Origin of the sequence: Pseudomonas sp. NFACC39-1, assembly GCF_900110355.1 — a bacterium.
GTDB classification, from domain to species: Bacteria; Pseudomonadota; Gammaproteobacteria; order Pseudomonadales; family Pseudomonadaceae; genus Aquipseudomonas; species Aquipseudomonas tehranensis.
On record NZ_FODL01000003.1, the window covers coordinates 333,642 to 356,944 of the forward strand.

Sequence of the window (23,303 nt, forward strand, 5' to 3'; positions counted from 1 at the left end):
ACGTCGTTTGTTCAGTTTTTTTCAGATTTCAAATATCGGCGCCAATTCGTTGGCGTTTTTCGCGGGTCGAGCGGGTATTCCCTATGGAAAACGTAGCAAGGGAAAGGATCTGAGGTCAGCCATCAGCTCTGGTTAGTGAGCCGGTTTGACCCGTTGCGCGATGAGTGTTGTGATTGCCCCTCGGCTGGGCACCTGCTCAGGCTTGATCCAGACGTGGGTGATGAACAGGAGCAGCAGTTGAACGAACAGACATTGTCCCAGCGCCTGGAACGTGTGGCGGCGCATGTACCGGCCGGTGCGCGCCTGGCCGATATCGGCTCGGATCACGGCTACCTGCCGGTGGCATTGATGCGCCGGGGTGTAATTGCGGCGGCGGTGGCTGGCGAGGTGGCGTTGACTCCGTTTCGTTCGGCTGGACGCACGGTGCGCGAGAACGGTTTTACCCAGCAGGTCATCGTGCGCCTGGCCGACGGCCTGGCGGCGATCGAGCCCGGAGACGGGATCACGGCCGTCAGCCTGTGCGGCATGGGCGGCGAGACGATCCGCGACATTCTCGCCGACGGCAAGGCGCGCCTGAGCGGCCAGGAACGGCTGATCCTGCAGCCCAATGGCGGCGAGCAGCCACTGCGTCAATGGCTGATGGAAAATGGTTATCGCATCTGCTTCGAAGAAGTGCTGCGGGAAAACCGCTTCTACTACGAAATCATCGTCGCCGAGCGCGCCGGGCCCGTGACGTACACCGCGCAGGAGCTGTACTTCGGGCCATTGCAGATGCGCGTCCGCAGCCCGGCGTTCCTGGCCAAGTGGCAGCGTATGCTGCGCCTCAAACAGCGCACTTTGACCCACTTCACCCGGGCGCGACAGGCCGTGCCAGAGGATAAGTTGCAAGAGATGGCTCGGCAAACCCAGTGGATCAGCGAGCTGTTGGCTTGAGCCCTCAACCACCCCGCGAACGCCTGGACAGGAATGTCCCGTGCTGGCAGGGGCTTCTCGCAGTCATGTGAACCTTCCGCCAATGCAGCGCTCATTTGTTAAGTCGCCGCGTTGAGTGATCGCGCTGTCTCATTGCCGATAAGGAATTCGCATGCACCCAACCTCGCCAACCATCGCCCTGGATTACCCTGTCGAACGTGAGCTGAGCCTGCGAGCGGTCAGTACCGGCATCGTAATCGGTATCCTGTTGACGCCTTCCAATGTGTACGCCGGCCTCAAGATTGGCTGGTCGTTCAACATGTCGATCATTGCCTTGCTGATCGGCTATGGCATTTGGCAAGGCCTGGCCAAGCGTTCGGCCGCTCAACTGCCCTGGACGCTGCACGAAAGCAACATCAACCAGACCGTGGCCTCGGCCGCTGCATCAATCATTTCCGGTGGGCTGGTTGCGCCGATCCCGGCCTATACCTTGCTGACTGGTCAACAGTTGGACGCCATCCCAATGATTGCCTGGGTGTTCTCGGTGAGCTTCCTGGGGATCTGGATCGCCTGGTACCTGCGGCCGTCATTGCTCAACGACAAGGCGCTGAAATTCCCCGAGGGCATGGCGACCCTGGAAACCCTTCTGCACATCTACAACCACGGCCACGAAGCGGCGAAGCGCTTGAAGGTGTTGCTCAGCGCTGCGTTGCTGTCGGGGTGGGTCAAAGGGGTTGATACCTTCCTGTGGACCTTCCCGCGCTGGTCGCCAACTCCGCAGCTGGAACGCCTGACGTTTACCGCTGACCCTTCACTGTTGTTGGTGGGTTTTGGCGCGATCATCGGGATTCGCGTCGGCCTGACCCTGCTGCTCGGCGCCTTGCTGGCATGGGGCGGGTTGGCGCCGTGGCTGCTGGCGCAGGGTCTGGTGCAACTGCCACCGGACAGTAGTGGTCCGCAGTTCGCGGCGCTGGTGGAGTGGTTGCTGTGGCCGGGCGTGAGCCTGATGGTCTGTGCGACCCTGACCTCTCTGGCGATTCGCTTGTGGGCCTTGCACAAGTCCACCAGGGCAGGTGGTGGGGCGACCTGGGCGGCCCCCAAGGCGGGGCCCGCCGCCGGTTTCCTGCTGGCGATTATATTGGTGGTGAGCCTGCAAGCACTGTTGTTTGGCATCAACCCGTGGATGGCCTTGTTGACCATTCCCTTGGCGATCTGCCTGGCGGCCGTGGCCGCCCGTGTGGTCGGCGCCACGGGCATTGCCCCCATCGGCGCCATCGGACAATTGTCCCAACTGAGTTTTGGCATCGTCGCCCCGGGACAGGTGCCGATCAACTTGATGAGCGCCAACACCGCCGGCGGTTCGGCTGGGCAATGCACGGACTTGATGAACGACTTCAAGGTGGGCCGGGCGATTGGCGCCACGCCGGGCAAGCAGTTGATCGCGCAAACCCTGGGGATTTTCGTCGGCAGCATCGTCGGGGTGTTGGCCTACCTGGCCCTGATTCCGGACCCGCAAGGGATGTTGCTCACCCAGGAATGGCCGGCCCCGGCGGTCGCCACCTGGAAAGCCGTGGCGCAAACCCTGACCCTGGGGCTGGACTCACTGTCAGCGAGCATTCGCTGGGCGGTCATCATCGGCGCAGTGGCCGGCTTGCTGCTAGGGATCCTCGACAGCGTACTGCCCGCGCACCGGGCCCGTTACCTGCCAAGCACGGCGGCTTTGGGCCTGGCCTTCGTCTTGCCGGCCTCGGTGTCACTGATGATGGCCCTCGGCGCGGTACTCACCTGGCTGGTGAGCTGCCGCTGGCCGAGCCTTACAGAACGCTTTGCCATCACCGCGGCGGCGGGGTTGATTGCCGGGGAGAGCATTACCGGGGTGGGGGCGTCGTTGTGGCAGATGGTTGGGAATGGGGGATGACGGTATTGTCCAACGTTAACGTTTTGTATTCCAACGGACCCCTCAGCCAATGCTAGACATCGTTGCAATATTTCTCTGCATCACCGCAGTACTCGCTTTTTTTAATCGGCGCTATGTCGGCCTGCCGCCGGCCATTGGCGTGATGGGCATCGCCTTGGGTTTATCGTTGTTGAACATGGCCTCCGATGCGCTGGGTTTTCACGCCCTGCACACACTTGAGCAATCACTGGTGGAGTCCATCGACTTCTCCGAGTTGCTCATGGAGGGCATGCTGTCATTGCTGTTGTTCGCGGGGGCCCTGCACGTTGACTTGTCGCAACTGCGTGCCTATCGATGGCAGGTGGCATCCCTGGCTGTGGTCGGCACGACTGTGTCGACGTTGTTCATCGGCTTCGGGCTATGGTGGCTGTTGTCTTTTTCCGAGCTGGAGTTGCCGCTTGCCTACTGCTTAGTGTTCGGCGCGCTAATTTCCCCCACCGATCCGATTGCGGTCATGGGCATTCTGAAATCCGCCGGTGCTCCCAGTAGCGTGGAGCTGGTGATTTCCGGAGAGTCACTGTTTAACGACGGCGTCAGCGTTGTGCTGTTTTCACTGATTCTGGCGATGATCGCCAGTGGCGACGCGCCCACCGTCACTGGCGTTTCGAGGCTCTTGCTGGAGGAGGCGGGCGGCGGTGCGGTTCTGGGCGCGGTCGTTGGATATGTCACGTTCCGCATGCTCAAGAGTATCGACAGCTATCAAGAGGAGGTGCTCATCACCTTGGCCGCTGTGCTCGGCGGGTATGCCCTGGCCACTCATTTGCACGTGTCCGGCCCGCTGGCGATGGTGGTGATGGGGTTGATCGTCGGTAACCACGGACGCTCCTATGCGATGTCTGAGCAGACCGAGAAGAACCTGGACATGTTCTGGGAGTTGATTGACGAAATACTCAACGCCGTCCTGTTTGTACTGATCGGTCTGGAAGTGATTCTGATCCACTTCAGCAGTCCACTCATCATCACGGGGTTGATGGTGATCGTGCTGACCTTGTTCTCGCGCCTGTTGACGGTAGGCGTTCCGATAGCGGTCCTGGGGCAGCGGTTCCGGTTACCTGAAGGCTCCTGGAGTGTGCTGACGTGGGGTGGGCTACGCGGCGGGATATCGGTGGCCCTGGCGTTGTCGCTGCCGCCGGGGGATGCACGTGATGTTGTGGTGGGGATGACCTACCTGGTCGTGGTGTTTTCGATTCTGATCCAGGGGATGACCATAGGTAAGCTGGTCAAACGAGTGATCCCTTGTTCGGGCCAATAGCGTACATGCAAGTCGTGGACGTGCTTCCTTGACTTGCATGATTCTGCGTCGCTGCTGCGTTGATTTTTTCTAGGGTTGCGACGTGGTCAGAAGTTCGGTGTTCACGGTTGCGCGCCGATCAATGCGGGCCACGACATAGGCGCACACGCCAAGTACCGCAGGACACAGGGCCAGTACGGCGAAGCTCTTCACCACGGGCATGCCGCTGTTGAGCACATAGGCCCCGAGTAACGGCCCACATACAGAGCCGATCTTACCCATGGACGCGGCCCATCCGGCGCCGTTGCCGCGAATGGCACTGGGGTAGAAAACCCCGGCGATACTGGTGATGCCGTAGTGGCTGCCCTTGACGAAAATAGCGCCCATCAGGCTCAGTGCAATAAAGGCGTCGCCTTGCAGTTCGCCGATACCCAGGACCAGCAAAAAGGGTAACGACAACAGGGGGTATATCATTACGGCGTAGGGCCCACGAGTGTCGACCACTCGCATCAACACGAGCCCGGCCATGGCTCCGCTGAACGAGGCGAAGGAGCTTACCCATGACGCGGTAGCCCGGTCGAAGCCTGCATACTGGTACACCAGTGGGCTCCATGAAGCGAGAAAGTACATGGCCATGGAGCTTGCTCCGAAGCCCATCCAGATCATGGGCGTGATCCATTTCAGTTTGCCGATGAACAACTGTCCGACACGGAAGGGTCGGTGGCCAAGGTCGATTTCATCGCCCAGAAAATAGCGGTCCCCGGTGCGAAGATCGATGCCAGGATCCAGGCGCTTGAGGATTCGCGCCACGGTTTCGGACCGTTTGTGCTTGCTCACCAGAAATCGCACCGATTCCGGCAGGGTGAAAAACAACAACACACTGGAAAGCAAAGTCGCGATGCCGCCCAGGGCAAACACGCTGGCCCAGCCGTAGTGTGGAGCCATCCAAACGGTCAGGGGGCCGGCAACCGCGCCACCCAGGCTGAAGCCAACCATGATGATGGTGATCACGCTTGCACGGTAGCGCTTGGGCACAAACTCGATATTCAAAGCCCAGCAAAGTGGCAGCATGGCGCCCAAGGCAAAGCCATTGAGAAAGCGCAAGATCAGCAGCGAGGCGTAGCTATCGGCTAGGGTGAACAGCAAGGTCATCAGGCCAAAGGCGCTGGTGGACAGGATGATGGTCGGGCGACGGCCGATCCGGTCGCCCAGATAACCGAAAAAGAATCCACCCAACATCATGCCGAACAAACCTATGGAAAAGATGTTGCCCAATTGCAGTTTATCCAGGCCAATGTCCTCGGCCATGTAGGCGGCGGTATGGGAGAGCATCAGCAAGTCAAAGCCATCGAGGAAGGTGATCAGCACCGACACACAAATGATCAGATAGTTGAAACTCGACAGTTTGCGCGCCTCAATCAAGGCGGCGACATCAATTGCGCGTGATGGGATCATGATTGCTTTCCACACAGTAAGACCCAAGTGAGCGTGTTCCGGTGTGCCGGGCTCACCACAATTTCCAGGTGTAACCGACGATCAGGCGGTTTTCATCGAGCTGCTGGGTCAGGCCATCCCCAGACCGGTACGTGACGTTGCGCCAGCGCAGGTTCAGGCCTTTCAGGGCACCGCTCTGGAGGACGTAGGTCAGGTCGGTATCACGTTCCCACTCACTGCCGTCGTTGACCATACTGGTGCGGATATCGCTGCCTTTCACATAACGGGTCATGAACGTCAGGCCTGGTATGCCGAGCGCGGCAAAGTCATATTCGTAACGCAACTGCCAGGATTTTTCGTTGGCTTTGGTGAAGGAGTTATAGGTGACGAGGTTCGCCACATACGGAGTGCCGGTGTCGATCACGGGATACACACTGTCTCCCGACAGGTGCTGAAACGCCGCGGCAAATCGCTGGGCTCCGACGGTCAGGGTGAACATGCCATTGAAGTTGCGGTTGTCGATCTTCCCGGCCTTTGCGGCGCCAGTGTCGCTGCTGTCGACGTAGCGCAAATCGGAGCGCAGGCTGACGCCTTCTCCCAGTGGCAGTGTGTGAATCACGCCGGAAAAATGCTGGCGGTAGATGTCCTGCAGCTCACCCTGGTGGTAGCGCAGGGTCAGGTTCTTGCCCAGCGTATAGTCGCCGCCGAGCAGGTCCAGATGATCACTGCTCTGGCCGGCGTAGCTGATGTCGTCATTACTGGAAGAGTCGCGGCCGTTGGCCGCTGTCAACCTCGCTGCGGTGAAGGTCAAGTTCTCGACTTCGTTCGACGTCAGGTAGGCACCGGTGAAGGTCGAGGGCAGTAGTCGGGTATCGCTGTAATACGCCAGCGGGTGAATCGGCATCAGGGTTCCTACCTTGAGCCGGGTCTGGGACAGACGCATTTTTGCGGTCAGCCCCAATTCGCTGTACTCGTCAACTGGCTGGTTGCTGTCGGGCCCGTAGGGCAACAGTCCGCTGCCCCGTCGACCTCGGCCCGAGTCGAGCTTGATCCCCAGTTCGCCCAAGGCATCGAGGCCAAATCCAACGGTACCTTCGGTGTAGCCAGACTGAAGTTCGGCGAAGAAGCCTTGGGTCCACTCTTCGGCTTTGGCCTGGGGCGCGCCACTCTGGCGAAAGTCGCGATTGAGATAAAAATTGCGCGTCGTCAAGGTCGCGCTGCTGTCCTTGAAAAAGTCTGCCTGGACGTAGGTGCCGTGACAGAAGAGTGCAAACGCGGTGAAGAAGGGTAGATTCCTGTTCATTTTTTTATTGCTCTCAGGAGAGGGAAGACGATTATTCAGGGCGAGTTTTGCCTGACCGCGTCGGTGACGACGCGGCGCAGCAGGCATGGGGCAAAGTGGTGAGTCAGAGGCCGGCGGTCACATCTGTGACGGGGCTGGCAATGGATCCACCGCAAGGTCGTGGCGGGTCAGGTGACCGATGCCGAACGCACAGGCGGCCAGCATGGCCGGACATATGGCCAGGACCAGGAAGCTCTTGACCACTGGCATTCCGCTGTTCAGTACATAAGCGCCCAGCAATGGGCCGAGGATCGAGCCGATCTTGGCGATCGAGGTTGCCCAGCCCGCGCCATTGGCACGAATAGCGCTGGGGTAGAAGACCCCGGCGATACTGAGGATGCCGTAGTGGGAGCCTTTGACGAACACGGCCCCGACCAGACTCAACATCAGGAATGCGGTGCCCTGCATGCCGGAGATGCCCAATACCAGCAGGAAAGGCAAAGCCAGCAGCGGATAGATCATCACCATGTAAGGGCCGCGGGTATCGACGAAACGCATCATCGCCAAGCCCGCCATTGCGCCGCTGAACGAGGCGATCGAGCTGACCCACGAAGCTGTCGCACGGTCAAATCCTGCGTACTGATAGACCAGTGGGCTCCACGAGGCGAGAAAGTACATGGCCATGGAACTGGCGGAGTAGCCCAGCCAGATCATTGGGGTGACCCATTTCAGGCGGCCGATAAACAGTTGGCTGACCCGAAATGCCTTGCGGCCCAGATCCGGCTCGTCCAGTAGAACGAATTGGTCGCCAGGTCGCACATCCAGGCTCGAATCCATGCGCTTGAGCGTTGCCAGGATTTTTTCCGGGCCTTTACGCTTGCTGGCCAGGAACCGGACCGATTCGGGCAGGGTGAAAAACAGGAGCATGCTGGCGGCCAGGGTCAGTACGCCGCCTAACACGAACACCCCCTGCCAACCGACATGTGGCGCCAGCCAGACGGTGATCGGGCCAGCCATCGCGCTGCCCAGACTGAAGCCGACCATGATGATGGTCACCACCGTCGAGCGATAACGCTTGGGTACGAATTCAATGTTCAAGGCCCAGCACAACGGCAGCATCGCGCCTAGGGCGAAGCCGTTGAGAAAGCGCAAGACCATCAGCGACTCATAGCTGTTGGCCAAGGCAAACAGTAAGGTCAACACCCCAAATGAGCAGGTGGAAAAAAGAATGGTGGGACGCCGTCCGATTCGGTCACCCAGGTAGCCGAAGAAGAATCCACCGAGCATCATGCCCAGCAGGCCGATGGAGAAGATCTCGCCCAGTTGGATCTTGTCCAGACCCACTTCATCGGCGATGTAGGAGGCCGTGTGCGACAGCACCAGTAAATCGAAGCCATCGAGGAAGGTGATCAGAACCGAGACCAGGATCACCACGTAGTTGAAACGTGAAAGTTTGCGACCTTCGATAAGTGCCGCTACGTCCAGGGTGCGGGACTGTGACATGTGCGTTCTCCACTGCATTTTTTTATTGTTGTTGGAGTGGCGCCCCCCGTTTGGCGGGTGGCGCGTCGAACTGCTTTAAGCACTATTCCAGATTGAACGCCAGCCGCTCGCGCAATGCCGGGGCGGGTATGTCACTCAACCTGCCATCGGGGCCTGCGAGGTCCAGCGCATGGGCCGCAGCGGCGCCCATTGCGATACAGGGGCCCATCACCCGAACACTCGACAGCGCGGCCGCGTCGGCATCGATGCAGCGACCGGCGACGACCAGGTTATCGCTACCCTCGGCAAGCATGCTGCGCAACGGCACGCTGTGAATGTGATCGTCACCAAAGGGCTCCCACTGATAGCCACTGGTATTGCCGTGTAATTCCACTGGCCAGGATGTACGTGCTACCGCGTCCGGGAAGATCGTCGCCGCCCGTACTTCGTCGGTTGTCAAATGATGATGTCCGACAATCCAGCGGGTCTGGCGAATACCGGGCAGCGCGTATGCCCGAACCTTGGCCTTGCTGTAAGCCTCGGGGTACTCCGACTGAAGGAAGTTGATCACCTGGTCCACCTGCTGGCGCCCGGCGATCGCGACGTGGGAAGCGGCCACCGGATCCAGAGGCGTTTCGATGTGAGTCATGTTGAACGCTGCGGTGCCGCGCCCGGGGAACTGAAAGAACAGTCCGTCGTCGCGTTCGATACCGTAGCTTTTGGCTTTTTGTTTGACCCGTTCGGTGAATTGCGCGCGGGTGGGCAAGTACGCTTCATTGATGTGCTCAAGGACGAACATCTGGGTGCCATAGATGGGTGTGTCCGGCTCGCGACAGGCAAGCCCGGCATTCCAGACTAATGCCGCGTCTCCGCTGGCGTCGATAAAGCCGTTGGCCGCGACACGCACATCGCCGTAGCGGGTGGCCAGTTCCACTTCCCGGATCCGCGGACCTTCGCGCACTACATTGCGTAACACCGCACCGAGCACCACGGTGATCCCGGCGTCGAGTATTTTCTGGCCAATCCATCGGCCCAAGGCAACTTCGTCGTAGTAAACCACCGTCGTCAGGGGGCCAATAGCCTGGTGCAAGTCCCCTGAGGCACCCAGGTCACGAAGGATGTCGGCGGCGATACCGTGGGTCAGCAACCGGCGGTTCGGACCATTGGAAAACAACCCGCAGAAGGTCCCGATAATCGAACCGACCGCCTGGCCGCCGAGCATCGGCAGGGCATCGAACAGCACGACGCGTTTGCCGAGCGCAGCGGCCTCCAGAGCGGCGGAAATACCGGAGATACCAGCGCCGACAATGCAGACGTCGGCCTGCAAGCGTTGCGGGGTGGGGGCGCTGGTACGGCGTACCGTGCGAATGACATGAGCCATAAAACTACCTTTGGATATGTAATAAGGGCAGCCGAGCCCGAGCCCGATGACCAAAGGTCACGGGAGCGGTTGTTGCGGCTGGCAGATTTCGCTTACGACGGCGCCCGCGTTCGCTGCGACCCGGTCGGGTGTTGCGACGGATCGGTTTGCCGTTGACGCGGGGTCACTTCAACGGTCCCAGCGTCGGCATCGACTCGGACCCAATCCCCGGTTTGAATACGGCTCAATGGATCCTCTGTGAAGTCGGTCATGGCCGGCGCATGGACGACCACGGCGCCAAGGCCCATTTTTGCGGTCATTTCGTTGAACAGCATGGCGCCCGGGGCTACGCCGGCGAGACGGGCGATATGGAACTGCGAGGACCAGCCGGACGAGCCCTTGGCGCCGGGAAATACCAGCACTTTGCCGGCGAAACTGATGCCCTTGAGTTCGTGACGGGTCTCGATGACGGTGCCGGTGCGCGGGTCGATACCGCCCCAGCCAGAGATGCGGTCCCGGGTCACCAGGGCTTCGCCTTCGAAGCAGCCGCCTACGACCTTGCGGCCGGTGAGGGTGAAGGTTGTACTCATCTCAATACTCCTTTCCAACGGCCCTCAATGGCGGCCTGAACGCACTCGGCGGTGCTACCGAACCAGGTCTGGATACCCATGATCGCAGGCAGGTAGTGCGCCTGTTTGGCCGAATCGACTGCCGCCACCCGTGTGCCCGTGGGAACCACCTTGCCAATGGCCGAGCAGGTATCGGTCATCAGATGCCCGCCGGCCTGTTCGATGATGCGGGTGTAGCCGGCGACATCGGCCAGTTGTTTGATCGACGCCGCCGTAAATATCCAGAGCTCGGTATTCGGACTCAGGCGTTGGCCTTCCAGCAATTGGCAGACCTCCCAGAGTTGTTCGAGGCTGTAGTGCGGGCAACCGAGCATCACGAAGTCAATCTCGTCATCACGCGCGGTGATATTGACTTGCTCATAGGCCCAGCGCCGCTCGGCCTCGCCGAAGCGCATTGTGGCCAGGGGCGGGGACGCGCCAAACGCCTGCTCGCGGGTTTGGGCTTCAGGTGTCACCCCAACCAGGTGATACATTTCCACCCCGCCACTGGAGGCCGCCGCCGCCCCGAAATGCTTGAGGCGAGCCAGATTGGGCTGGTGACTCAAGCCCTGGATGACCGGGATGCGGTCCTGCACCTGTTCACCGACCCAGTAGCCGAGCAATCCCCAGTCAGCCGTGGTACTGACGTCTATGTCCAGCTGGATCAGGTGAGTGCCGCGACGGTTCTGCTCGATGTGCAGGCCCCAATAGGGGATCTTGCCGGTCAGCATCGCCGCGCCCGTGCTTTCCCGGCCTTCGGCATTGGTGCGGGCGCCGAGTACCGAGTTGATATAGATCACCGCAGAGGATTCCATCCATGCGCAGTGTTCGCCCTTTACCGGCACGTTGCCGACCTGATAAGGCGTACAGGTATTCAAGGGTTGGACCCCCAGACCACTGCTGTAGGCCTGTCCTGTTTCATAGATGCGGACCACGTCTTGCGAGACGCCTTGGCGTACAGCGTGCCGGGGGTCGATGCCTTGCTGCAGGTGGCTGCTCGAGACCTTGACCGGAGGAATCTTGACCCACTCGGCGCTGTCGAGGTTGAACTCGCTGAACACTGCATCCATACCGCCATTTTGATCTGCGTACTGACGCAGAAAGGGCGTGGTGGCGCCGATGGTACCGGCCACATTTCGCGTATCCACCAGACACTCCGCATCCAGGGCTGCGCCATAGCGCACCAGTAAATCCATGGCTTTTTGCACCGCCGGACCTTGATCGCCAGCGAGCATGGCTTTTTCGTCGTCGCGCAACTTCATTGCGGTTTCTCCCCGGGAGGGGTGATGTCCAGGGGCTTTATCAACACCGCACCGTGTTCCATGGAGGACACATTGTGGCGATATATATCCAGCCAGCCACCACCGAACTGGGAGGGTGCAGGCAGCCAGCGGGCGCGTCTGGCGTGCATTTGGGTTTCGCTGATATCGGCGTCAAGGGTGTTGAGATCCAGGTCGATATCGATGATATCGCCGTCCTCCACCAGTGCGAGGGGGCCACCGACGGCTGCTTCGGGAGCCACCTCAGCCACGACCAAACCTTTGCACACCAGCCCCGAAAGGTGACCGTCGGTCAGCATTGCCACGTGGTCACCCAGCCCGGCCCCGTCAATGGCGAACACGACCTTCGAGGCACCGCCGCCCATGGCCGGACCGCCCTGGACGCCGGAACCACGCATGACCACGACATGGCCGGGCTGAATGCGTCCGTCCTGCAATGCCTGGATGGCATCGGCGGAGCGCTCGAAGCAGATCGCGGGGCCCTTGAACCGGCGTGGCTTGTGTGGGTCGATGCCGTATTTGACGATGCCGGCCTGCGGCGCAATGTTGCCGCGCAGCATCACGATGGCCGGTTGGGTGGCAAATGGGGTGTGCAACGGGCGGATCACCTCGTCGTCACTGACGGTTACCCCCACCAGGTTTTGCGTGAGGGTTTTGCCGGTCACGGTCAGCACGTCACCGTGCAGCAACGGCTCAAGGCGCTTGAGCAGCCCGCGGCCACCACCTGCCGCTTCCATTTGCTCAATGCTGTGTTCGCCCACGGGTCGTACGCCGACCAGCACCGGTATCTTTTTCCCCAGTTCCCTGAAGAGTTGGTACACGTCTACGTCAATGCCACCTTCAGCCGCCACCGCCTGCATATGTTTGATGGTGTTGACCGAGCCTCCCGCGGCGAGAATGGTCGCAACGGCGTTGGCAAACGCAGCAGGCGTCAGGATGTCGCGAGGCTTCAGATCCTCCTCGATCATTTCCACGATGCGCTTGCCTGCCTGGTGAACGAAATCGAACATCTGCGGGCTATTCGCTGCAATAGGGGAACTGCCGGGCAAGGCCATGCCCAGGGCTTCACATACCAGGTGCATGGAGTTGGCCGTGCCCATGCCCGAACAGACCCCGGGCCCCTTGATGGCATTGCGTGCCATGCCGGCCAGTTCCTCGACCGGCAGTTTGCCGGTGACCACGTGCATGGAGCTGATGAAGACATCTTCGATATCGACGTGCTGGCCTTTATATTCGCCGCTTGGCTGATACCCGCACACGACGATCAGCGTCGGGATGTTCAACCGGGCGGCAGCCATCAATTGGCCGGGTACCGTTTTGTCGCAAGAGGCCAGGCAGATCATGCCGTCGAGCTGAGCACCTTCGACCGCTACTTCAATATCATTGGTGATGAGGTCTCGGGCGGCGAGCATATAGGCTCCTCCCGCACCGGCACCGGTGATGAAATCACTGGGCGCGGCGGTACGAATTTCGAAGGGCAGCGCACCGGCATCGCGTACCGATTGCTTGAGGGTGGCAGCGATCCCGTCCAGATGACTGAAGCAGATCGCCAGGTTCGACGACGAATTCACGATGGCGATTTTCGGTTTTTCCAGCTCGCTCTCCTCAATTCCCAAGGCGCGCCACTGGGCGGCACGCACAGCCCACAAGTAGGATCCGTAGGGGAAATTACTGCGTAGCTTCTTGGGCATGATTCGCTCCGTTGTTTTTATTAGAGGTCGATTCGGTTAATTACCTTAACGATCTTGTACCGAGTCTAGGCTTCGACCTAGAATCCGAAAACCTTATTTTACTTATAGATAAAATCCAAAATATGGATATCAAGGACGTCGATCTCAACCTGCTGAAAGTCTTCGATGCGCTGCGCAAAAAGCAAAGCGTGACCCTGGCCGGTGATCTCATGGGGCTCAGTCAGCCGGCCATGAGCTTCGCGTTGTCCAAGTTGCGCACGCTGTTCGATGACCCATTGTTCATTCGCACGTCACGTGGCATGCAACCTACGGCGAGGGCCCTGCAGATCGCCGAGCCGGTGCAACGGATCCTGGAGATGGTCAGCAGCGAGGTGTTGCCTTCCACCGGTTTCGTTGCCGAACACTCCGAGCGCCAATTGGTGCTGTGCATGTCGGATATCGGTGAGATGGTGTTTCTGCCCAGATTGATGCGAATGCTCGACAGTAAAGCGCCGCATTTAAAAATTCGTACCCTGGCGTTGTCCTCGGAGCAGTTGGAGGAGGGGCTGGATGCCGGCGAGGTGGACGCGGCAATCGGTTATTTTCCGCGCTTGCTCAATACCTCGATCCGGCATCGTGCGTTGTATCGCCATTCGTTTGTCTGCATCGTTCGTCGCGATCATCCGACCATCGGTGACAGCATGAGCGCCGAGCAATACCAGAGCGCATTGCATGTCGCGGTCCAGCCTGACGGGCGTGGAATGAGCGGACTGGATCGTGAGCTGGCAAGCCACGGCATCACCCGTCGGGTGCGTTTCAGCCTGCCACGGTTCATGGGCGTGCCATTTCTGGTGGCCGAATCTGACATGATCGCCACTGTACCCTTGGCAGTCGGACGGAGGTTTGCCGACATCACCGATGTGCGCCTGGTGCCGCTGCCATGGGATATTTGCGGATACGACATACACCTTTACTGGCATACGCGTTTCCATCATGACCCGGCCAACCGCTGGTTGCGACAATCCTTCATCGAACTGCTCGACGACTTCTCACCCACCGACCCGAAGCATATTTAGTTAATTTGAATAATTGTTTCTTGAATTAACTAAAATGACGGGTTAGGTTTTTGCTCACCTTCAAGTGCGCAAAGAGAGAGCAAAAACCATGGAACTCAGGGCATGAGCAGTGCAGGGCAATATTCCGCTTTTGTCGATGTGGCCATTTTCGATGCGGTGCGCACCCCCTGGGTTGATCTTGGAGGAGCCTTGGCTCAGGTTTCGCCTATCGATCTTGGGATCAAGGTCGGTCGGGAGGTGCTGGCCCGGGCCGGCATCGATCCTCTGGCCGTAGACAGCGTGCTGGCCGGCTCCATGGCCCAAGCCAGCTTTGATGCCTATTTATTGCCGCGGCACATCGGGTTGTACAGCGGCGTGGCGCAAACGGTTCCTGCGCTGGGGGTGCAGCGCATCTGCGCCACCGGCTTTGAACTGTTGCGCCAGGCTGCTGAACAGTTGCGTGATGGCGTTCAATTAGCCTTATGCGTGGCCAGTGAGTCGATGTCACGCAATCCGATTGCCGCCTACACACACCGGGATGGCTTTCGTCTCGGTGGCGGGGTGCAATTCAAGGATTTTCTCTGGGAAGCCCTGTACGACCCGGCCCCCGGGTTGGATATGATCGCCACCGCCGACAACCTGGCGCGACGCTATGATCTGTGTCGCGAGGCGGTGGACCGCTATGCTTGCGACAGCCATCAGCGAGCCTTGCAGGCACAGCGCGAAGGCGCCTGGTGTGAGGAGATCGTACCCATCGATAACCAGGTGTTCGAACTGGAAGGCTATCAGCCAAGGGGCATCAAGCTGCCGCGCCGCACCAGTCTCGTCACCCAGGACAGCCATCCACGACCCACTGACTTCTCGGCGCTGTCGCGCCTGCGGGCGTTACATGTGGGTGGCGTACAAACCGCCGGTAACAGCTGCGCGGTCGTCGATGGCGCAGCGGCGGCCCTGGTAGGACGGGGCTCAGCCTGCACGCGTAGGCCCCTGGCTCGCTTGCTGGCCAGCGCGGTGGTCGGGGTGGCGCCTGAGTTCATGGGCATCGGCCCGGCACCCGCGATTCATCTGTTGCTGCAACGCAGTGGATTGAGTCTTGATGACATTGGTCGTTTCGAGATCAACGAAGCCCAGGCGGCGCAGGTACTGGCGGTCGCGCAGGAGTTGGAACTGGATCAGACCCGGCTCAACGTCCAGGGTGGCTCCTTGGCGGTCGGGCATCCACTGGCTGCTACCGGCTTGCGGTTGGTCATGACCCTGGCCAGGCAGTTGCGTCAGCACAATCTGCGTTACGGGATAGCCGCGGCATGTGTCGGCGGTGGCCAGGGCATGGCGCTGTTGATCGAGAATCCGACCTATCACAACTGAGTTGCTGCCCGCCCTGAGTGGGGGGCGGGCCGTTTTATACTCTGACGAGGTGACTGATGTTGGCTGCTGTCGTGGATGCACGGGCTGCCCTGGCGTTTATCTGAGGGGCGAGGGCGGGGTGTTCGCACGAGCGCGGGTACTCAAAGCCGGGCAGGGGCATCCAACCGCTCCGGCCAAGACAACTCAAACAGCAGGCCCGGCTCGGCTCGCTTTGCAGACAGCATCCAACCATGGGCCCGTGCAATTTCCTGGCAGATCGTCAGGCCAAGTCCTGCGCCATGGTCACGGCGATGCGGCCCGCGCCAGAAGCGCGTGAACAAGTGCGGCAATTGCTCGCGATCAACGCCCGGCCCCCAATCGCGCACCCTGAGTGTATCCGCACTGACGTGCACCTTGACCTCAGTACCTCGGGGGGCGTGTTGAATGGCATTTTCCAGCAGATTCTTGAGCAACGTGAAGAGTGCGCTTCGATCGGCCTGCCATTGGCCGCCGGCGGGCGTCTCGTCAATCAGAACAAGACGTACGTCGACGGCCTCGGCCATACGCTGCAGATAGCCGCAGGCTTCCTTGGCGACACCGGCGATTTCCACCGTGGCAAAACTGTAATTCTGAACCTCACTGGCTTCGGTCAGGAGCAGCAGTTGCTGGACTTGCCGGGTCATATGCGCCACGTCATTGAGCAGGGCGTTGCGGGGGTGATGGTCTTGCATCAGTTCGATTTGCGCGCGAATCAGCGCCAGCGGTGTTTTCAACTCGTGCGCTGCGGTTGCAAGGAACTCCTGCTGGATACGATAACCTTGCTCCAGGCGCGCAAGCGCCTGGTTGAAGCTGGTGATCAGCGGCTCGACCTCGGACGGCACGGTTTTGACCTGCAACCGCGAGTGCAGGGAACGAGGGGAGATGGCAGCCGCTGACTCCGACGCTTCACGCAAGGGTTTGAGGGTGTAGCCCAACGTGAAATAAGCGCAGGCGCCGAAGACGAACAGCAGCACCAGGCTGAACAGCGCGATCCCGGCCCCCATGAATGGCCAGGCAAATCCTCCATGGAGCAAATCCATGAGCCTCTCGCTGGCAGCAAATTGCAGATACCAGGTCTTGCCTTGATGCTCGACAGCCGCGGTGGCGGCGTACATGACGATGCCTTCACGCTCGAACTTGAATCTCGGCTGCTGCGATGGAGGAGCCGTTGCCACTGAAGACCAAAACGTCGCGTCGGTGGAGGTCAGGGCCACCTTGCCCGTTGAGTCCAGCACGCGGTGGCCGATTTCCCGCCTCAGACTATCGAAGGTCCAGATTCGGTCACTCTCAGTGCTGTCGAATCCGATGGGTCGGCCAGTGGCATCGAACTGGAGCTTGCCGGCCAGATCCTGGGTGCGCTCGGCGACGTCGGTGGTCAACAAGATATCGCTCTTGGACGTGATAAGCGCGAGCGCTCCCAACGCAATCAGCAGGATGCTCAACCCCACGCCGACCACGTAGGCGAGCAGCACCTTGAAGCTGATGCTATTGCTCCACGTCTTCTTGACGAAGGGCATAACCGAGACCTCTGAGATTGATGATTCGTTGGCGGGAGCCGATGGCAAGCAGCTTGCGGCGGATCCGGTGAAGGGCCACATCCAGGGCGTTAGGCGTCACGGCTTCGCTCAAGCCCCAGCCTGCCGCTTCTATCGCGGTGCGCCGCACGATTTCCCCTGGCTTTCGCAACAGCAACAGCATGATCTGCATTTCCGCCGGCGCCAGAGGAATGCTTTGGCCGGCACAGCTCATGACGCCGGTATCGGGTTGCAGGCTCAGGTCACCATGACTCGGCGCGAGTGGACGACAGTCCACCGGACGCCTTAGCAACGCCCGCACTCGCGCGACCATCTCATCCATGGCGAACGGCTTGGGCAGATAGTCATCTGCTCCAGCATCCAGGCCTGCGACACGGTCATGCAGTGCGTCGCGCGCCGTGAGGACAAGGCAGGGCACGCCAAGCCCGGCGTTGCGCAAGCGCTGCAACAGGACGAGCCCGTCGCCGTCCGGCAAGCCGCGATCAAGAATCAGTGCCTGGTAGGGGACCCGCCCGATAGCCGCCCACGCGCCATCGATGCGATTGACCACATCGACGGCGATGCCGGCGCTCGCCAGGCCTTTGCACACCAGATGCGCCAATCGCTCGTGGTCTTCGACCAGCAGAATACGACTCATCAGAAGCGGTACAGGTAGCCGAAGAGCACGCTGTTTTCGGTAGAACGGTCTACCAGCGGGCTGTCCTTGATCTCATCGGCGAGGTTCGTGGCCTTGATGTCAAGGAATACGGAGTGATGGTCATCGAACATATAGTTTCCACGAACGCCCAGTTCGGTATTGAGGCCGGATTTTCCATCATAGGCTGCTCGATCAATGCGAGCTTCACTTTCGCGAACGCCAAAATAGTAATCAACGTACTTTTGGTCCTGCCATATCGCCGCCATTCGCGGCGTGAGCGTGAGGTGCTCAGCCCATTGCCAGGATCTCTCAAGACCCAGGGTAAAACGCTGGCCCTTGCTGTTGCCCGATACGTCCGCCAGCCACTGGGCGCTGACATCGGCCAGCGGGTTGCGCCACTGCACCTTGGCGCCAGCCCAGAAGCCACCTTTACGGTCACTCATGCCATCCAGGAAACGGGCATCGTCGTCGTCATACCCACTGAAATCGTATTCACCGACGATGCTCAGATCCAGTTGCTGGGAGTCGTTGATAGTGAAACCCGGCAGCTTGATCTCGGCGGTAGGGCCGAATACGCGCACGTAGTCATTTTCAAAGTAGATCAACGGGATGGCCTGACTTTCACGGTCGACGCCCTTGTACGGCGATTGGCTGCTGACCGCCCCCATGCCAAGGCCCCAGGATGAAGAGGGCTCGGCGTTTGCCGACTCAGCGGCGAGGACGGTCATGGATGAGCACAGACCGAGCACCAAGGCTGACGAGGTGGCGGTCAGCCGGGTTGCACTTGCAGCTTTAGAGGTTGGCAGGGGCGTGCAATGCATGGGGTTCTCCAGATCAATAGGATGAAAACGACCCTATCGTCGAAAAGTTCTTCTTACTGGACACTTACCCATCAACCGACACCGATTCTCTGGCTGGTAAGCATCGCGAAAGATTCCCTATCCGATAGTGGGCACCCCGAGGCAACCACGCCAATGGGAGTGTGACGCTTCAGCGCCCGACGCGCCGACCAGCACCCCGCGAGCGTTGCGATCACGCGATACCTTGCGCAGGAATTCGATCTCCATGAAAAGAAAAACACGGCACGCCTTACTGATTGTGGTGACGACGCTTTGCTCGATCATGGGTGTGATGACAGCGCTGGCGATCGGATCTGCGGGTGAGACGCTCGACAGCGCCAAGGTGCAAACGTCGTCCAGGCCGGCGCTCACGGTGACCGTCACGACGCTCCAGCCGGCCATGCTACCGATCCGGGTCCGCGCACACGGCAACATCATGGCGTGGCAGGAAGCGAGTATCGGGACCGAGGCGGATGGCCTGCGACTGGCCGAGGTCAATGTGAATGTCGGCGACCTGGTTCGGCGTGGCCAGGTGCTCGCCGTGTTCGCATCCGACACCGTGGCCGCCGAGCTTGCGCAGAGTCGCGCCGCCAGCGCCGAAGCGCGGGCGACACTCGCTGAAGCCGCCGCTAACGCCCGGCGTGCCCGGGCGTTGCAAGACGGCGGTGCGCTGTCGGCCCAGCAGGTTCAGCAGTATGTGACGGCAGAGCGTAGGGCTCAGGCGCGACTCAACGCGAGCAGGGCAGTGGAGAGGGTGCAACGCCTGCGCCTCGCCCAGACTCGGGTGTTGGCGCCCGACGACGGCGTGATTTCGGCTCGCAGCGCAACGGTTGGCGCCGTACTGCCTGCCGGGGAAGAGCTGTTTCGTTTGATTCGCAACGCGCGGCTTGAATGGCGCGCAGAAGTCGCGGCAGCTGAGCTGGTGAAACTCAAGCCGGGTCAGCTGGCACGGGTGACCCTCGCCAGCGGCGCGCCGGTTGAGGGCACGCTGCGACAGGTCGCGCCCATAGTCGATATGCAAACTCGCAACGGGTTGGTGTTCGTCGACCTGCCTGCGGACGGCGCGGCGCGTGCCGGCATGTTTGCTCAGGGCGACTTCGAATTGGGTGTGGCGCGCCTGCTGACATTACCGCAGAGCGCCGTGTTGCAACGCGACGGTTTCAGTTATGTATGGCAAGTAGGGGCGGCATCCAGGGTTATCCAGAAGCGGGTGACGGTGGGGCCGCGCGCCGGGGAGCGCATCGCAATCAGCGGCGGGATCGATGCGACGGCCCAGGTGGTCGTGGCCGGTGTTGGCTTTCTCAGCGACGGCGATCAGGTCCGGGTCGTCCAGGAACCGCCCGCCGTGGACCCGGCGCGAGCAGCATCCGCTTCCGGTTCGGTTGTCGTCAGCGAAGCAAGCCGGAGCGCGCCATGAGCCTTAATGCATCGTCGTGGGCGATCCGCAATCCGACGCCGTCAATCCTGTTGTTTATCTTGCTGACTTTTGCAGGCCTGATGGGATTTTCGGCGTTGAAGGTCCAGAACTTCCCCGACATCGATTTTCCCATGGTCACCGTCTCGCTCGAGCTGCCAGGGGCTTCGCCGGTACAACTGGAGAACGATGTCGCCCGCAGGATCGAGGACTCCCTGGCGACGGTGCAGGGCGTCAAGCACATCCAGAGCACGTTGACGGATGGCAATGCGCAAGTCACGGTCGAGTTTCGTTTGGAGAAGCCGCTGCAGGAAGCGCTCGACGACGTGCGCGACGCGGTTGCACGGGTAAGGGCCGATCTCCCAGCCGATCTGCGCGACCCGGTGATCAGAAAAGTCGACTTTGCCAGCTCTCCGATCCTGACCTACACGGTTTCGGCAAGCCACATGGATGCGGAGTCGCTGTCGTGGTTTGTTGACAACACCCTCAGCAAAACCTTGCTGGCGGTTCCCGGGGTCGGTGCCGTCACACGCGTTGGTGGTGTAACCCGGGAAATACGCATCGATCTGGACCCGGTTCGCCTGCTGGCGCTAAACACCTCGGCCTTGGACATCTCTCGCCAACTGCGCCGCGTCCAGCAAGAGGCATCGGGCGGCAGGGTCGACCTGGGCGGGGCCGAGCAGACAGTGCGCACCCTTGCCACTGTGCAGTCGGCGCAAGAGGTTGCCGCGCTTGAGATCACTTTGAACGATGGCCGGCGTATCCGGCTCGACCAGGTCGGCACGGTTTCCGATACCGTCGCCGAACCACGCTCGGCCGCGCTTCTGAATGGCGAGCCGGTGGTCGGCTTCGAAATTGCCCGCGCAAGAGGGGCTGGCGAAGTGGAGGTCGACAAGGGGGTACGCGCAGCGCTCGATACGCTCGTTACCCAGTATCCCGGTATCGTCATCGCTCAGGCGTTCAACTTTGTCGATCCGGTGATCGAGAATTACGACGGGTCGCTGCATTTGCTCTACGAGGGCGCAGCGCTTGCGGTGTTGGTGGTGTTCCTGTTTCTGCGGGACTGGCGGGCGACGTTCGTTTCGGCGGTCGCCTTGCCACTCTCGGTGATACCGACATTTGCCGTGATGCACTGGATGGGGTTCACCCTCAACACCGTAACGCTGCTGTCCCTGTCGTTGGTGATCGGCGTTCTGGTGGACGATGCCATCGTCGAAGTCGAGAACATCGGCCGCCATCTGCAGATGGGTAAGAAACCCTATCAGGCGGCCATGGACGCTGCCGACGAAATCGGCTTGGCGGTGATCGCCACGACGTTCACGCTCATTGCCGTATTCCTGCCCACCGCCTTCATGAGCGGCACGGTCGGTCAGTTCTTCGTTCAATTCGGCTGGACGGCGGCGACCGCTGTGTTCTTCTCCCTGGTAGTGGCTCGCCTGCTGACGCCGATGATGTCAGCCTACCTGCTTCGTACACCGAAGCACCCACCCCGCCAGCAGTCACGATGGGTGAGCGTGTATCTGTGCTGGGTACGCTGGTGCCTGGGCCATCGCGCATTGACGCTCACCACCGCGGCGCTGGTTTTTGTCGGCGCGCTGCTGCTTGTACCCTTGCTGCCGAGCACCTTCATCCCTCCCGACGACGACTGGCAAACGCAAGTGACGCTGACGCTCGCTCCCGGTAGCAAGCTCGATGACACGCTCTTGCTTGCCGAACGGGCGCGAGGGATTGCCGAGCAAAACCGGCATGTGAAGAAGGTTTATACCGCCATCGGCGCTGGTAATGCTGGAGCCGGCCCGACCGAGCACGCCGACAGTTCTGGCGTCAATGTGCGTACGGCCGTCTTGACGCTTGAACTGACGCACCGCAATGAGCGACCAGGGCTGACCCGGCAGCAGATCGAAAACCAGCTTCGTGAGGCACTTGCCATCCTTCCCGGCGCGCGCGTCAAGGTCGCCATGGACGAGTCGGAAAGCTACCTGCTTGTCCTCGCCGGTGAGGATGGGCTTGCGCTCGCCCGGCACGCGCAGCAGGTGGAGCGGGAGTTGCGAACCCTCCCGCAGATTATTGGCGCGGTCACCTCGACCGCCAGCCTGCTACGTCCTGAATTGGTTGTGCGGCCCGACTTTGCGCGCGCAGCCGACCTTGGCGTCACATCGGCAGACATCGCTGACACGCTGCGCGTTGCAACGCTTGGTGATTATGATCAGGAACTGGCCAAGCTCAATTTCAGCGAGCGGCAAGTGCCGATTGTCGTGCGCCTGTCCGCTGCCGCTCGTCAGGACATCGAAATACTCAAGCGTCTGCCGGTACCCGGCGCGCGTGGCCCTGTACCGTTGGAAAGCGTTGCGACCCTCGAAATCGGCAGTGGCTCGGCGCAAATAGTGCGTTACGACCGCATGCGCAACATCAATTTCGAAATCGAGGCGAGCGGCCAGCCGCTGGGTGACATCGAGCAGGCTGTGCTTTCCCTGCCGAGCTTGCGGGACCTGCCGCCGGGTGTTGTGCAGACTGCCAGGGGGGATGCCGAAGCAATGGGCGAGCTTGCCTCGGGTTTCGGTATCGCCATGCTCACGGGCGTGTTGTGCATCTACATGGTGCTGGTGCTGTTGCTCAAGGATTTCGTGCAACCGCTGACTGTCCTCGTCGCACTCATACTTTGCGTCCCTGGTGCGATCCTGGCGCTTTTCGCCAGCCAGTCGGCGTTATCAATGCCATCGATGATCGGGCTGATCATGTTGATGGGCATTGCGACGAAGAACTCGATTCTGCTGATCGACTACATCGTTCTGGCACGCCGTCACCATGGCCTGGATCGCTGGGAAGCGATCATCGATGCGTGTAGCAAGCGGGTCCGACCGATCATCATGACGACAATGGCAATGGGGGCGGGCATGACGCCAATCGCGCTAGGCTGGGGCGCCGATCCGAGTTTTCGATCGCCCATGGCTATCGTGGTGATGGGTGGGCTGGTGACCTCGACTTTGCTGAGTCTGCTGGTGGTGCCGGTGGTGTTTACTTGCCTGGATGATGTCCAGCAATGGATCCATCTACACACCCGCAAGGGATCCGAGCGGGCCACCTCTACAGGCCTTTGAACAAGCTTGTCAGCCGATTCTGACAAAAATGTCAGGAAACGGTCAGTTTGCGGACACCTTCATTGTCTAGACTGGCGGAGGGTAGCTACAGGCTACTTTGCAGGTCGTGTGCAAAAATAACCCAAA

Annotated in this window: 17 protein-coding genes; 7 read left to right on the forward strand and 10 right to left on the reverse strand. The window is 60.6% G+C overall.

All coding sequences use genetic code 11. The annotated features are described in order from the left end of the window. Window positions 1-237 precede the first annotated feature (237 nt). From BMY45_RS08310 to BMY45_RS08320, 3 genes are all read left to right on the forward strand, one after another. Window positions 238-933: a tRNA (adenine(22)-N(1))-methyltransferase gene (locus BMY45_RS08310; protein WP_092396910.1), complete on the forward strand. Its 696-nt coding sequence runs from the start codon at window positions 238-240 to the stop codon at window positions 931-933. A gap of 151 nt (window positions 934-1,084) precedes the next feature. Next, complete coding sequence (locus BMY45_RS08315) at window positions 1,085-2,830, forward strand: OPT family oligopeptide transporter (RefSeq protein WP_092396499.1); 1,746 nt, start codon at window positions 1,085-1,087, stop codon at window positions 2,828-2,830. 49 nt (window positions 2,831-2,879) lie between these two features. Further along, the gene (locus BMY45_RS08320) at window positions 2,880-4,121 is read left to right on the forward strand and encodes a cation:proton antiporter (RefSeq protein ID WP_092396501.1); all 1,242 of its coding nucleotides are present in this window, start codon (window positions 2,880-2,882) and stop codon (window positions 4,119-4,121) included. Between the two features lie 69 nt (window positions 4,122-4,190). Here the strand turns inward: BMY45_RS08320 and BMY45_RS08325 are convergent, their stop codons facing one another. The 7 genes from BMY45_RS08325 to BMY45_RS08355 form a co-directional block, all read right to left on the reverse strand. Next, window positions 4,191-5,555: an MFS transporter gene (locus BMY45_RS08325; RefSeq protein WP_092396503.1), complete on the reverse strand. Its 1,365-nt coding sequence runs from the start codon at window positions 5,553-5,555 to the stop codon at window positions 4,191-4,193. A gap of 52 nt (window positions 5,556-5,607) precedes the next feature. Next, window positions 5,608-6,837, reverse strand: a complete 1,230-nt coding sequence (locus BMY45_RS08330) for an OprD family porin (protein WP_092396505.1) — start codon at window positions 6,835-6,837, stop codon at window positions 5,608-5,610. 117 nt (window positions 6,838-6,954) lie between these two features. Continuing rightward, complete coding sequence (locus BMY45_RS08335) at window positions 6,955-8,319, reverse strand: MFS transporter (RefSeq protein WP_177193320.1); 1,365 nt, start codon at window positions 8,317-8,319, stop codon at window positions 6,955-6,957. A gap of 82 nt (window positions 8,320-8,401) precedes the next feature. Next, complete coding sequence (locus BMY45_RS08340) at window positions 8,402-9,679, reverse strand: FAD-dependent oxidoreductase (protein ID WP_092396509.1); 1,278 nt, start codon at window positions 9,677-9,679, stop codon at window positions 8,402-8,404. 92 nt (window positions 9,680-9,771) lie between these two features. Next, complete coding sequence (locus BMY45_RS08345) at window positions 9,772-10,248, reverse strand: aconitase X swivel domain-containing protein (protein ID WP_092396511.1); 477 nt, start codon at window positions 10,246-10,248, stop codon at window positions 9,772-9,774. Next, complete coding sequence (locus BMY45_RS08350) at window positions 10,245-11,528, reverse strand: aconitase X (protein WP_092396513.1); 1,284 nt, start codon at window positions 11,526-11,528, stop codon at window positions 10,245-10,247. Before BMY45_RS08350 ends, BMY45_RS08345 begins: the two co-directional genes overlap by 4 nt. Then, window positions 11,525-13,237, reverse strand: a complete 1,713-nt coding sequence (locus tag BMY45_RS08355; protein ID WP_092396515.1) for a dihydroxy-acid dehydratase — start codon at window positions 13,235-13,237, stop codon at window positions 11,525-11,527. The genes BMY45_RS08350 and BMY45_RS08355 overlap by 4 nt, the downstream gene beginning before the upstream one ends. Before the next feature lie 122 nt (window positions 13,238-13,359). On the opposite strand from BMY45_RS08355, the gene BMY45_RS08360 reads away from it, so the two are divergent. After that, window positions 13,360-14,292, forward strand: a complete 933-nt coding sequence (locus BMY45_RS08360; protein WP_092396517.1) for a LysR family transcriptional regulator — start codon at window positions 13,360-13,362, stop codon at window positions 14,290-14,292. Window positions 14,293-14,394: 102 nt separating this feature from the next. Further along, complete coding sequence (locus BMY45_RS08365; RefSeq protein WP_092396519.1) at window positions 14,395-15,636, forward strand: thiolase family protein; 1,242 nt, start codon at window positions 14,395-14,397, stop codon at window positions 15,634-15,636. Window positions 15,637-15,776: 140 nt separating this feature from the next. Here BMY45_RS08365 and BMY45_RS08370 read toward each other — a convergent pair whose 3' ends face one another. Genes BMY45_RS08370 through BMY45_RS08380 form a run of 3 tightly spaced genes read right to left on the reverse strand, consistent with a single transcriptional unit; the run spans window position 15,777 to window position 18,647 of the window. Further along, a complete protein-coding gene (locus BMY45_RS08370; RefSeq protein ID WP_092396521.1) occupies window positions 15,777-17,171 on the reverse strand; it encodes a sensor histidine kinase in 1,395 nt (464 codons plus the stop codon). Then, on the reverse strand, window positions 17,140-17,826 hold the full coding sequence (locus tag BMY45_RS08375; protein ID WP_092396523.1) for a response regulator transcription factor: 687 nt from the start codon (window positions 17,824-17,826) through the stop codon (window positions 17,140-17,142). Before BMY45_RS08375 ends, BMY45_RS08370 begins: the two co-directional genes overlap by 32 nt. Continuing rightward, window positions 17,826-18,647, reverse strand: a complete 822-nt coding sequence (locus BMY45_RS08380; protein ID WP_256244238.1) for a MipA/OmpV family protein — start codon at window positions 18,645-18,647, stop codon at window positions 17,826-17,828. The genes BMY45_RS08375 and BMY45_RS08380 overlap by 1 nt, the downstream gene beginning before the upstream one ends. A gap of 244 nt (window positions 18,648-18,891) precedes the next feature. Between BMY45_RS08380 and BMY45_RS08385 the strand changes: the two genes are divergently transcribed. Both BMY45_RS08385 and BMY45_RS08390 read left to right on the forward strand, forming a co-directional pair. After that, window positions 18,892-20,082 carry an efflux RND transporter periplasmic adaptor subunit gene (locus BMY45_RS08385; RefSeq protein WP_256244236.1) on the forward strand — a complete coding sequence of 397 codons (1,191 nt, stop codon included), beginning with the start codon at window positions 18,892-18,894 and terminating at the stop codon, window positions 20,080-20,082. Beyond that, on the forward strand, window positions 20,079-23,177 hold the full coding sequence (locus BMY45_RS08390) for an efflux RND transporter permease subunit (protein WP_092396525.1): 3,099 nt from the start codon (window positions 20,079-20,081) through the stop codon (window positions 23,175-23,177). Before BMY45_RS08385 ends, BMY45_RS08390 begins: the two co-directional genes overlap by 4 nt. The last annotated feature ends 126 nt before the right edge of the window (window positions 23,178-23,303 follow it).

Excerpts from the sequence above, each read along its gene's own strand:
- BMY45_RS08315 (WP_092396499.1), top strand. The coding sequence starts at position 1,085 with ATGCACCCAACCTCGCCAACCATCGCCCTGGATTACCCTGTCGAACGT.
- BMY45_RS08320 (WP_092396501.1), top strand. The coding sequence starts at position 2,880 with ATGCTAGACATCGTTGCAATATTTCTCTGCATCACCGCAGTACTCGCT.
- BMY45_RS08325 (WP_092396503.1), bottom strand. The coding sequence starts at position 5,555 with ATGATCCCATCACGCGCAATTGATGTCGCCGCCTTGATTGAGGCGCGC.
- BMY45_RS08330 (WP_092396505.1), bottom strand. The coding sequence starts at position 6,837 with ATGAACAGGAATCTACCCTTCTTCACCGCGTTTGCACTCTTCTGTCAC.
- BMY45_RS08335 (WP_177193320.1), bottom strand. The coding sequence starts at position 8,319 with ATGTCACAGTCCCGCACCCTGGACGTAGCGGCACTTATCGAAGGTCGC.
- BMY45_RS08340 (WP_092396509.1), bottom strand. The coding sequence starts at position 9,679 with ATGGCTCATGTCATTCGCACGGTACGCCGTACCAGCGCCCCCACCCCG.
- BMY45_RS08345 (WP_092396511.1), bottom strand. The coding sequence starts at position 10,248 with ATGAGTACAACCTTCACCCTCACCGGCCGCAAGGTCGTAGGCGGCTGC.
- BMY45_RS08350 (WP_092396513.1), bottom strand. The coding sequence starts at position 11,528 with ATGAAGTTGCGCGACGACGAAAAAGCCATGCTCGCTGGCGATCAAGGT.
- BMY45_RS08355 (WP_092396515.1), bottom strand. The coding sequence starts at position 13,237 with ATGCCCAAGAAGCTACGCAGTAATTTCCCCTACGGATCCTACTTGTGG.
- BMY45_RS08360 (WP_092396517.1), top strand. The coding sequence starts at position 13,360 with ATGGATATCAAGGACGTCGATCTCAACCTGCTGAAAGTCTTCGATGCG.
- BMY45_RS08365 (WP_092396519.1), top strand. The coding sequence starts at position 14,395 with ATGAGCAGTGCAGGGCAATATTCCGCTTTTGTCGATGTGGCCATTTTC.
- BMY45_RS08370 (WP_092396521.1), bottom strand. The coding sequence starts at position 17,171 with ATGCCCTTCGTCAAGAAGACGTGGAGCAATAGCATCAGCTTCAAGGTG.
- BMY45_RS08375 (WP_092396523.1), bottom strand. The coding sequence starts at position 17,826 with ATGAGTCGTATTCTGCTGGTCGAAGACCACGAGCGATTGGCGCATCTG.
- BMY45_RS08380 (WP_256244238.1), bottom strand. The coding sequence starts at position 18,647 with ATGCATTGCACGCCCCTGCCAACCTCTAAAGCTGCAAGTGCAACCCGG.
- BMY45_RS08385 (WP_256244236.1), top strand. The coding sequence starts at position 18,892 with ATGAAAAGAAAAACACGGCACGCCTTACTGATTGTGGTGACGACGCTT.
- BMY45_RS08390 (WP_092396525.1), top strand. The coding sequence starts at position 20,079 with ATGAGCCTTAATGCATCGTCGTGGGCGATCCGCAATCCGACGCCGTCA.